The organism is Pseudoalteromonas sp. P1-9 (assembly GCF_001399975.1).
Taxonomy (GTDB): Bacteria; Pseudomonadota; Gammaproteobacteria; order Enterobacterales; family Alteromonadaceae; genus Pseudoalteromonas.
The window spans coordinates 41,865-52,418 of the sequence record NZ_LKBD01000036.1 but is presented as its reverse complement, the minus strand read 5'-3'; the positions used below and the strand labels follow the sequence as shown (position 1 = coordinate 52,418).

Annotated in this window: 10 protein-coding genes and 1 tRNA gene; 3 read left to right on the top strand and 8 right to left on the bottom strand. The window is 41.4% G+C overall.

Annotation, left to right across the window (positions count from 1 at the left end; translation table 11 throughout):
• Positions 1–108: 108 nt before the first annotated feature.
• A tRNA-Ser gene (locus tag AN214_RS17730) sits at positions 109–201 on the top strand.
• A 285-nt stretch (positions 202–486) separates the two neighbouring features.
• On the opposite strand, the gene rraA is transcribed toward AN214_RS17730, so the two are convergent.
• From rraA to AN214_RS17710, 4 genes are all read right to left on the bottom strand, one after another.
• Complete coding sequence (gene rraA, locus AN214_RS17725; RefSeq protein WP_054980948.1) at positions 487–978, bottom strand: ribonuclease E activity regulator RraA; 492 nt, start codon at positions 976–978, stop codon at positions 487–489.
• Between the two features lie 101 nt (positions 979–1,079).
• Positions 1,080–1,397 (bottom strand): YbjQ family protein, encoded by a 318-nt coding sequence (locus AN214_RS17720; protein WP_010561391.1) that lies wholly within the window; start codon positions 1,395–1,397, stop codon positions 1,080–1,082.
• 144 nt (positions 1,398–1,541) lie between these two features.
• The gene (locus AN214_RS17715) at positions 1,542–2,219 is read right to left on the bottom strand and encodes a LipL32 family surface lipoprotein (RefSeq protein ID WP_010561392.1); all 678 of its coding nucleotides are present in this window, start codon (positions 2,217–2,219) and stop codon (positions 1,542–1,544) included.
• A 98-nt stretch (positions 2,220–2,317) separates the two neighbouring features.
• Complete coding sequence (locus AN214_RS17710; RefSeq protein ID WP_054980946.1) at positions 2,318–3,196, bottom strand: helix-turn-helix domain-containing protein; 879 nt, start codon at positions 3,194–3,196, stop codon at positions 2,318–2,320.
• A 167-nt stretch (positions 3,197–3,363) separates the two neighbouring features.
• Here AN214_RS17710 and AN214_RS17705 point away from each other — a divergent pair, with 167 nt between their 5' ends.
• Both AN214_RS17705 and AN214_RS17700 read left to right on the top strand, forming a co-directional pair.
• Entirely contained in the window at positions 3,364–4,884 is a 1,521-nt protein-coding gene (locus AN214_RS17705) for an aldehyde dehydrogenase family protein (protein ID WP_054980945.1), read from the top strand.
• 209 nt (positions 4,885–5,093) lie between these two features.
• Complete coding sequence (locus tag AN214_RS17700) at positions 5,094–6,023, top strand: tetratricopeptide repeat protein (RefSeq protein ID WP_054980944.1); 930 nt, start codon at positions 5,094–5,096, stop codon at positions 6,021–6,023.
• Between the two features lie 12 nt (positions 6,024–6,035).
• Here the strand turns inward: AN214_RS17700 and AN214_RS17695 are convergent, their stop codons facing one another.
• From AN214_RS17695 to deoC, 4 genes are all read right to left on the bottom strand, one after another.
• On the bottom strand, positions 6,036–6,521 hold the full coding sequence (locus tag AN214_RS17695) for a hypothetical protein (protein WP_054980943.1): 486 nt from the start codon (positions 6,519–6,521) through the stop codon (positions 6,036–6,038).
• A gap of 185 nt (positions 6,522–6,706) precedes the next feature.
• Positions 6,707–8,881 (bottom strand): cation:dicarboxylate symporter family transporter, encoded by a 2,175-nt coding sequence (locus AN214_RS17685; RefSeq protein WP_054980941.1) that lies wholly within the window; start codon positions 8,879–8,881, stop codon positions 6,707–6,709.
• A gap of 58 nt (positions 8,882–8,939) precedes the next feature.
• The gene (deoD, locus tag AN214_RS17680; protein ID WP_054980940.1) at positions 8,940–9,677 is read right to left on the bottom strand and encodes a purine-nucleoside phosphorylase; all 738 of its coding nucleotides are present in this window, start codon (positions 9,675–9,677) and stop codon (positions 8,940–8,942) included.
• Positions 9,677–10,456 (bottom strand): deoxyribose-phosphate aldolase, encoded by a 780-nt coding sequence (deoC, locus tag AN214_RS17675; RefSeq protein WP_054980939.1) that lies wholly within the window; start codon positions 10,454–10,456, stop codon positions 9,677–9,679. Before deoC ends, deoD begins: the two co-directional genes overlap by 1 nt.
• Positions 10,457–10,554: the final 98 nt, after the last annotated feature.

Below are 10,554 nucleotides of genomic sequence, written 5' to 3'. Positions count from 1 at the left end.
AGAGATGGCTGAGTGGTTGAAAGCACCGGTCTTGAAAACCGGCATAGGTTAATAGCCTATCTAGGGTTCAAATCCCTATCTCTCCGCCATTTTAAATGTATTTGCGCTGGAGAGGTGGCCGAGTGGCCGAAGGCGCTCCCCTGCTAAGGGAGTATAGGGTTTGTAGCCCTATCGAGGGTTCGAATCCCTCCTTCTCCGCCATGTATAAAGCAAAAAACCCTGCAACTTGTTGCGGGGTTTTTTGCTTTATGGCTTGTGAAGCGAGGCTGTGGTTCGGACCCTTAGTTCGACACTCTTTCTCTACGAGAAAGGTCAGGAACACTTTTGAACACACGTAGTGTGCCCGCAGGGCAAGATATAGGGATACAATTTGTAATCCCGACTAACTCCGTTATACAAATTAAAACCTCACATAATTTGTTGCGGTTTTTTTTGCTTTATGGCTTGTGAAGCGAGGCTTTGATTCGGACTCTTAGTTCGAAGTGCTTACCCCAATTCAATCAGTTGTGATTTACTTACTAATAATCCATTGCGATCGCCATAAATCCAATCGCCATTATGGATAGTGATGTCTAAAAAGCTGACGGCTCTTACTTGCTCGCCTAAACCTTGTTTTTGCGTCTTTCGAGGTACACAGCCTCTAGCCATAATTGCTAAAGACATCTGTTCTAAAATTTCAACATCACGCACACAGCCGTTTACAATAATGCCTTGCCAATTATTTTCGATGGCGAACTTGGCAAGATTATCGCCTAAAAAAGCGAACTTCTGAGCGTTATTGGCGTCGACGACTAATACCTTACCGTCACCGTTACTTTTGAGTAACTCACCAACCTTGGAGTTATCATTTGGACATTGGATGGTGATTGCTTGGCCTGCAAACTTAGTAACTTTGCCAAAGTGAAGTAACCCTGCGCTAGCCACTTGAAGTTGGTCAGAATATTCGTCGTATAGGTCGGGAGTGGTGAAGTGTGTCATAAGCAGTGCCATTTATTTTGTAGTAAATAAATTAAAGCACTGCTTGGCATGTGTAAAAATTTATCTCGCCAATAACTGACATTTCTAGCTGAAATAATTCATTATCTAGAGATTTTTACAGCTGTGCCATAAGCGAGGATCTCCGACATGCCTGCGGCAACGGCGCTTGTGGTAAAGCGTACATTAATCACGGCGTCTGCACCTAAGCGCTGCGCTTCTTCTGTCATTCGTGCTTGAGCGACTGAGCGCGCGTCTGTCATCATTTCCGTGTAGCCTCTAATCTCGCCACCAACAATAGTTTTAAGACTTGCCATAATGTCACGGCCTACGTGTTTAGAGCGTACAACATTACCTGTTACTAAGCCTAGAGATTGCGTAATTTGATAGTTAGCGACTTGTTCGGTATTGGTAATAATCATTTTCTTACTCCTGTTTTGCTTGTAGCTAGAGTAAGGGTAATACGGAATTAAGAAAGCGGAAGAATGATAAAAGGGTGACAAACAGGATAAAAGGAAAGTGAGCTCGACTTATACCGATTGGTATAGGGTCGAGCTCGAAACTAATTAACCTTCGTTTACTAGGTTATGTAGTTCATCTAAAGAAGCTGCAATTTTAACGCCTGGTACGTTTGTACCAACAGTAGCTTCAAAAGAACCTTCAATCGCTGAGCGGAATGAAGTGAAAGAGATGCGATATACACCACGAACAAGTGCTTTTGTTGGGTTATTGATATCTGAAGTTTGACGAAGTAGCGAGTTGTAGCTCTGACCACCTGGATTCTGAGGTAGTTCGCTGCTGTCGTCATTGTAAGTCAGAGTTTGTAGTGACTTACCACCGTTTTTGATTTTCGCTGGGTCAATAATGTCCATGCGATCTAACACAATGTAAGTATCAAAATATGTTTTAGAATCATTTTCGAAGTTATTTGTGTAGTTTACGTTTACGAAGTCGCTATCAGAAGGCGTTGATGTTGCTGGTGAAACCATAGATACACCAATTTCATCTACTGCTGCTGGTACCCAAGCGTATAGGTAGTAAGCGTCTTTGTTTTTGTATTTACCTTCTGGTTTTACAGATGCGTCAACATAACCAAAGTAGTTAGTGTAGTTAGCATATGGTAGACGTGCTTCAACACCCGCAACACCCTGTGTTACAGAACTTTTAAGAGCAGGACCAGTACCAGACATACATGCAGTTAGAGCTAGAGCTGAAGAAGCAGCAAGAAGTGCTTTTTTTAACATTGAAATTTCCTTTTCATTCCGTGTTATAAAATCGCGGGCTATAATACAGAGCTGCGGTGTTTTTTCAATCTATTTAAGTAATTAATAGATGAAAAAATTTAAACTGTTTGGTTTTGGTAGGTTCTTGGGCTGCATCCAAATGTTTTTTTAAATCGGCGGCTAAAGTAGCTTAATTCACTAAATCCGTAGTCATAGCATACCTGAGTAACAGTAGTTCCTTGTTTAAGTTTTGCTGCAGCCGCTGTTAGCTTTTGTTCAACAATAAAGGCTTGTGGTGTGCAGCCTAATTGGCGCTTAAATTCTAAAAATAATTTACTGCGCCCCATACCTGCGCTTTTACATAGCATTTCAATTGAGATTGGCTTAGTTAAATTTTGTTTTATAAAGCTAATGGCTGATTGCAATCCGTTATGGCCAATTTTGAGATTGCAATGCTGCAACACCAATTCGCGCGAGCGATCTTGCAGCATGCGTACGAGCAACTCACTAATACCAAGGTCGATCAGCACTTCTCGGTCTTGCTTGTTTTCGCTAAAGGTGTCAACTAATCGTTGATAAAGCTGTTGAGTAAACGGGTTATTGCTCAACTGCAGAGTGGCGCTTTGCTCATTGTAATAGGCTTGCTCTAGGCGCATTCTCTCCGCTACTTCCTGCACTTTTTTACTGTCAACTTCAATGGTTAGGCATGAAGTTGGGGCGTTTAAATGTGCCTCAGGAAAATCAATTTCAACGTGTTCACCTCCAGCAATAATAAAGCTTTGTCCCGGTAAAAACTCTTGTCCTCGTTGCAGGCTGTGATGATGCATTACTTTTTTACCGGTATGCATAGCGCAAAACATTAACTGTTCAGCATGAAATGGAATGCGCTCACAAGCTTGATAGGTATCGTAAACACACAGTTGTACATGGTCGCTATTAAATGCAGCTCGATTATCAATTAAGGTGCTAACTTTACTGCGTTTTTCCTGTAATAACATACCTGTTCCTCCAAACTTGTAGAGATTCATAATGGCTAAATTGTGCACTCTCAGTCAAGTTATTTGGATGCAGAGTCAAGCAACAATTATTTTGAAGTACTAGTCTGAGGGAGCACATATTTAAGTTGAAGAAAGCTTCTAATAACAACACACATAAAGGAAACAAAATGATTTACGCAAATCCAGGGCATGCAGATGCCAAAGTACAGTTTAATGAGCAGTATGAAAACTATATTGGTGGTGAGTGGGTTGCCCCTGTTGACGGTAAGTATTTTGATAATACAACACCGGTAACAGGAGAAGTCATTTGTCGTATACCTCGCTCTAACGGTAAAGATATTGAATTAGCCCTAGACGCAGCGAATAAGGCAAAAGATGCATGGGCACAAACATCGGTAACAGAACGTAGTAACTTACTACTAAAAATAGCCGACCGTATTGAGCAGAATCTTGAAATGTTGGCGGTTGCAGAAACATGGGATAATGGTAAAGCAGTGCGCGAAACACTTGCTGCTGACCTACCACTGTGTGTTGATCACTTCCGCTACTATGCTGGCTGTATTCGCGCACAAGAAGGTTCAATTGGTGAAATAGATAATGGTACGGTGGCGTATCACTTTCATGAGCCTTTAGGCGTTATTGGTCAAATTATCCCATGGAACTTTCCATTATTAATGGCTGCTTGGAAATTAGCGCCTGCACTTGTGGCAGGTAACTGCGTTATCTTAAAACCAGCGGAGCAAACTCCTGTATCAATTCTTAAACTGATGGAAGTCATCGGTGATCTACTGCCTGCAGGTGTATTGAATGTGGTTAATGGTTTTGGCGCGGAAGCAGGCCAAGCACTTGCAACCAGTACACGTATTGCAAAAATTGCGTTCACGGGATCGACGCCAGTTGGTGCGCATATTTTAAAATGCGCCGCAGAAAACATCATTCCATCCACTGTTGAACTTGGCGGTAAGTCACCGAATATATACTTTTCGGACATAATGCAGCAAGATGAAGAATATATTAGCAAGTGTGTTGAAGGGGCTGTATTGGCGTTTTTCAACCAAGGTGAAGTGTGTACATGCCCATCTCGCCTCTTGGTGCAGGAAGACATTTATGATGAGTTTATTGCGCGTGTAATTGATCGCACTAAACAAATTAAGCGCGGTAATCCGCTTGATACAGATACGATGGTTGGTGCGCAAGCATCGCAAGAGCAGTTTGATAAAATACTTAGTTACCTAGCGATTGGAAAAAACGAAGGCGCAGAGCTCTTAACCGGTGGTGGTGTTGAGCAAGTATCTGAAGAGCTAGGCGGCGGTTATTATATTCAACCCACCTTGTTTAAAGGTAACAACCAAATGCGCATTTTCCGTGATGAGATTTTTGGTCCTGTTGTCAGTGTTGCAACCTTTAAAGATGAAGCTGAGGCGCTAGCAATTGCTAACGATACTGAGTTTGGTTTAGGCGCAGGGCTTTGGACTAAAAATATGAACCTTGCGTATCGCATGGGGCGTGGAATTGAAGCAGGGCGTGTTTGGACTAACTGCTATCATCATTACCCAGCGCATGCGGCATTTGGTGGTTACAAAAAATCAGGTGTAGGTCGTGAAACTCATAAAATGATGCTTGAACACTATCAAAATACTAAAAACTTGTTAGTAAGCTATAGCGATAGTCCTTTAGGTTTCTTTTAACCCCCTTTAATTATTCCTAAGCAATAAGGGTTCTCATTTGAGAGCCTTTTTTATTTTATTAGCCAAAGAGTATTAAGCATCGCTGTTAAAATTTTGTAAATACATGTTCTTTATACAGTTGTTAGTTGTAAGAAAATATTTTATTGGTTGTTTTGTTTGCCTAGTTACAGTAAAACAGAACGTAAATTAACCAAAAAAACGGACTGTACATGCTCTTTTTTAATATAAAAAACCAAGCATTTGAACACCCGCAATATATTCAATGTAGCCAATGTCACCAGGTCGCGGTTACAGCACATACACAATTAAAATTTGTTTGTTTTGGTTTAATTCCCTTATTTCCATTTGCGTTAGAGCGCGCTTCATATTGCGCCAATTGCAGCGCTAAAAATATGCCTGAAAATAGTCAATATTCGAAAGTGCCGATATTTCACGTGTTAACCAAATTTATTGGTACTGTATTAATCATTTTAATGCTGAGTTGGCTTTGGCAGCAACATAATCAGGCACAGAATATTGAAATAAACATTGTTAACCAGCCACAGGTGAATGATTTCTTTTTTATTGATTACAGTAAGTTTTTAAAAGAGGATTATTATCAAAAGCGAGTTGTCGCAGCTAAGGTAGTTGCAACTGAAAATAATACGATCACCTTAAAACTAAGTCGCTATAACTACAGTCGTGAGCGCGACCTTAAACTGTCGGCGCGCAGTGATAATTTTGTGCAAAAGGGTTACTTTTTTAATGACAGTCAGACTTTTAGCCAGCAGCAGATAAAAGATTTTTACGACAATAACACCATCTATGCAGCTTACCGACCTAAAGATCTAAAATTGTTCGGTGGTTTTGTTGTAATGCCTAGCAGTCCAAAGCCCTTATATGCCGGCTTTAAATTGAATAAAGCAAATCAAGAAGGCATTGCTGCCTATCAGGAGAGGGATTTTTCGACAGCGTTTGAATATTTTAGTGAAGCAGCAAAGCAAGGCGATAGTTGGGGACAGTATAATCTGGCGAAAATGTATTTAGCTGGTGAAGGAACAGATAAAGACACGGTACAAGCTGGGCACTGGTTAACGTTGTCGGCTAAGCAAGGGCATAGCAAAGCGCAGCAGCTGTGTGATAAGCGAGACTTGTGTTAATAATTGTGTAAGTTAGCTAGCGCGCTCTAAATCTTCAATACACGCCTTACACAAATCGAGATAGCTGTGAATATTGTTTTTCGTCCAAAACTGTCTGATCTGTGTGTCTTGTTGCAAAATAAAACTATTAAACTCTTCAAAAGCAACAGGGGTGTAATTGGCTACATAATGTTTGAAGGCTTGTTGCACCGACTTGTGGCCTAATGCTGAATCGCTAATCACACTTTCAGATGCTTCGACAAGTAATCCACTAAAGCGTAACAGTTCAACTTTAGGCGAGCCTAAACGCTGCACTTTAATAAAGCGTTCACGCAGTAGTTTTTGTTCTTCTTTCGCCAGCTCAATAACGATTTCACTTAGGTATTTTGTTTCGCGGTTAGCTCCATCAAGTGAGCTCGATAGCTGCCTCGCTTGGCGCTTAAAGTTCTCACCCCGCACATAGAGAAAAATCATGGCGAATACTGCAAGGGCAATGCTACCCATAATGGTAATATTCATGGCTATCCTAAACGCGTTTTATTGTTGTTATACCAATTCTACTTATTATGCGATTGCTCTAAGAGCTAAATGGCGCGTTAACTCTGTTAACAATACTTTTGTAGATTACCTACATGTTACCTTAGTTAAAAGGCATTTATTTGCCGTAATAATTGCTCATAAAATCAGTGCAATTGATATATAAACTAGTCTTTAATATCTGATTTTTCAAGAATTATATCATCAAGAACAGACCAGCGACGCACATAGGGTTTGCTGCCTTTACCTAAAATCCAATAGTCGTAGACCTCTTGCACTCTGCCACTAGCACGGCGAATATCGAGCCACGAGTTAAGGTAATTTGCCAAGTCATCGTGACGTTTAGCAACCGCAAATCCTGTGGGATATTTCGCTTTTGAACCCTCGGGAACGACAACGCCAAAGTCAGGATAGAACATGGTCCAAGCAAAGCCTGCTTCAGCGCTAATTAACAAGGCATCGTACTTATCTGGGTTGGTAAAAAAATCACGATAGCTAGCAATATTGGTAAGCGTATAATGTTTGTTTCGTTCAAATTCTTTACCGAGTAACGCTTGGTATTCTATGGTAGCGAAGTTAAGGGATTCATGAGCTTGTAGCGCTTCTAAGGTTTGAAACTCTTTACTGCGATGGTCAAGGGTCACTAAGGCAAGCTTGAGCTCAAGCACCGGATCGGTAAATAAGACCTTTTCGATATCATCTAGGTTAATTTCCAGCCCCGACATGGCAATATCAAAGTACCCTTTATTGAGGTATTCCACCAGTTGTGGCTTTTTAAATGGAATAAACTCCACTTGCACACCCAAGTCTTCAGCAAGTTTATGTGCCAAGCTAATATCAAAGCCAACGAGTTCATCATTGTGATTAAAGTAGCTAAACGGTACGTTGTCGGCAATGTAACCAACGCGCAGTAAATTACGTTTTTTAATTACACTTATATTGGTAAGCGATAACTTGCCATCTTCATATGCCTTTGGCACATGATTTAGTACATGCTCAGGCACTTTGTCACTTACCACCATGTTGGCAATAATATCATCCGCGGCATGTGAGCTTTTCAATAGTTGTGAGTTTACAGTGTAGGCCGCGAGCATGCAGGCGGGTAATAACCCACCAATTAATGAAAAATATAAAATGCTTTTTGCACGCTTATAACTCAGTTGCTTGCGCACATAGAAAATACTTAATAAAGTGACGGCTACGATATAGACCACAGTAGTTGGAGATACAAATTTGGCGCTGATCACTGACATTGCCAAATACAGCTGATAGGTGTCAGCTGGCACGCGCACGGTTTCCAACATGTATGGAATTGCGATATGTACATTGGCAAAGTAGCTGAACAATGCGCTGATGGTAATATTTGGTACATCAGCGAGGGTTGCTTCATGGCCGGTAAGCCATGCCGCAAATAATACAAAAATGAGCGTGGTAAGTTTACCTAAGCTCGGGAACGTGAAGGCAATTGGCACCAGCACTTCGGCAATGTGATCTGAATTGGCATCGGCAATATTGTTTTTATGCATATAGCTTTTAATGCCTTCGGTGATCACGGGTAAGGTAATAAATACATTACCTGTGGTAAATGCAGCAATTAACGCATTGCGTGCAACATCAATTAGCTCATGATATTTCACCGGTGTCAGCGCCGCGACCAGCATAGGTAGCAAAACAAACATCAGAAACAGGCCAAGTAAAATTACCAACACAAGATACACTTGCAACGTACTAAGCTGGTCAACACTCATCGTGCCTGCTGAACTTGCGGTAATAGCAAAAATACCAATCGGAAAAATCTTAACGATTTTCTTTGAAATAACAGAAAGCCCTTCACCAACAACATCTAATATATTGAGTAAACTACTTTTACGTACATTGCCCATTAACGCCATGCCCAGAGCAATACAAAAAATTACTAACGCGGGCACATTGCCTTCAGCCATTGATGCAAAAGGGTTAGAGGGGATATAACGAGCTACAAAATCGATTTCTTGTTTGGCGGAAATGAGCGCGGTAGAAAAGAAGGTACCGGCATCGTGCTTAGGTAATGTAAACGCAAAGCACCAAATAACAAATAAGCCAATCCCCCATAACGACAGCATGACTGTTGCCGCTTTAAGTAAAATAGAGCGTACTTGATCGGGTTCGAACTTACCAAGACCAACAACCAGCGAAACCACAATATACGGGAAAATTGTGATTTGCATTAGCTTAATAAAGCCATTGCCAACTGGCTGTAAAAACGCCAGCCGTTCACCAAAAATAAGACCGAAAATGACACCGCCAATCAGTGCCCACAGCATGAGGTTTTTAGTCGCAAAAAAGTCGATAAGTTTCTTCATTGATCCACAAATAAGTAAGGGCCTAGGGTCATTTGACCCTTGTAAGCCCTGTATTTAATCATAAATTGGCGGTTGTTTGTAACGCCAAGGTAATCATTTCAGCGAAGGAAGTTTGTCTTTCTTCACTACTAAGGTGAGTATCGTGCGTAATATGATCTGAAACCGTTAAAATGGTTAATGCATTTGCCCCGAACTCTGCGGCAACACCGTAAAGGCCCGCGGCTTCCATTTCGACACCTAAAATGCCCATTTTATCCATTAGCTCGAACATTTCTGGTTGCGGTGTATAGAATAGGTCAGATGAAAACACATTGCCTACTTTTACTGGCAACTGTGTTTTATTCGCTTGTGCTAAACAAACGTTCAGCAAGTTAAAATCAGCAATTGCGGCAAAGTCGTGGCCTTTAAAGCGCATGCGATTAACTTTTGAGTCAGTACAGGCACCCATAGCAATAACGATGTCTCGTAGTGCTACTTGATTCGATACTGCGCCACAACTGCCTACGCGGATCAGATTTTTTACACCATATTCTGTGATCAGTTCTTTTGCATAAATTGAGCAGCTTGGTATGCCCATGCCAGAGCCCATAACCGAAATTCGCTTACCTTGAAAATAGCCGGTGTAGCCGAGCATATTACGTACATCGTTGACTAACGTAGCATCATCTAGAAAATGCTCGGCAATATATCTGGCACGCAGCGGATCGCCCGGTAGTAAAATGGTTTCGGCAAAGTCATTTTGTTTTGCATTGAGGTGCGGCGTAGCTGCAAATTCAATTTGATCAAATGAGACCATTAATAGTCTCCTTGTGTTGAATCTGTTGAGGTATTGATTTGCAAGGCGGCTTTTACATCACCTAATAAGCCTGATGCGCCAAAACGGAAGTTGGCAGGGTTAACCCAATCAAGATCAAAAATACTGGCGGCAAGTTCAATGTATTGTTTTGCATCCGCAACTGTGCGTACACCGCCTGCTGCTTTAAAACCGGCCTGTTTACCATTTGCTTTAATGGTTTCTAACATGATTCTTGCGGCATTTAATGTGGCATTTTCGGGCACTTTCCCCGTGCTTGTTTTAATAAAGTCGGCGCCTGCCTCGATTGCAATGCGAGATGCGCTCGCAATAAGCTCATCGCTTTTTAGCTCGCCAGATTCAATGATTACTTTTAATAAAACAGTGTCACCACAGGCAGCTTTGCATTGTTTTACAAGTTCAAAACCAACTGTTTCATCGCCTGAGACAAGTGCGCGGTAAGGAAATACAACATCCACCTCATCGGCACCTAAGCTTACAGCTTGCTTGGTCTCTGATACGGCTTTATCAATGTTTATGTCGCCATGTGGAAAGTTGGTTACAGTTGCAATTTTTACATCTGAATTGAGCTGTGTTTTAGCAAATTCAATGTATTGCGGGTAAATGCAAATGGCTGCGGTATGGCCAGCGTTATTGTTTGCTTGCTGGCAAAGGGCGCTGATTTCGTCATCGCTTTCCGAGCCAGTTAAGCTGGTTAAGTCCATGCACTGTAGGGTAATTTTTGCCGCGGCTGTTAAATCTAATTGGGTGTTTAAGGTCATACTTTTCTCCAAATATAATACCAATTCCGTTAAGTATGTGATCAGGGGTAGCGCTGGATAAATGAAATGGTAACAAGGCGGAATTTTTCTTATGCAGT